Here is a 265-nt window from a genome sequence, read left to right as displayed (position 1 = left end):
CGGTGACCGCGAGCGACGCCGGCGACCCCGTCGCCAACGTCACGGTGGCCGCCGAAGACGGTGACGGCACCGTCTACAACGCCACCACTGACGACAACGGCACCTACACGATCGACGTTCCACCGGGAACGTACTCGGTCAACGTCGCGGACACGCCCGCGGGCTACGAGGCCCAAACCATCATCACGGTCGGTCCGGGCGAAGCCGTGACGGGCATCGACTTCACGGTCGAGCCGACGAACCCGCCAACGGGATCCATCGAAGG

1 protein-coding gene is annotated in these 265 nt (G+C 67.5%); it reads left to right on the top strand.

Translation table 11 applies throughout. From position 1 onward, the window contains the following. Window positions 1-265: carboxypeptidase-like regulatory domain-containing protein (locus SM755_RS23770; protein WP_323174852.1), on the top strand; the 265-nt coding region annotated here is incomplete at both ends.

This window comes from Natrialba sp. PRR66 (genome assembly GCF_034808065.1).
Lineage (GTDB): Archaea > Halobacteriota > Halobacteria > Halobacteriales > Natrialbaceae > Natrialba > Natrialba aegyptia.
This window is presented reverse-complemented; position numbering and strand designations above follow the sequence as displayed.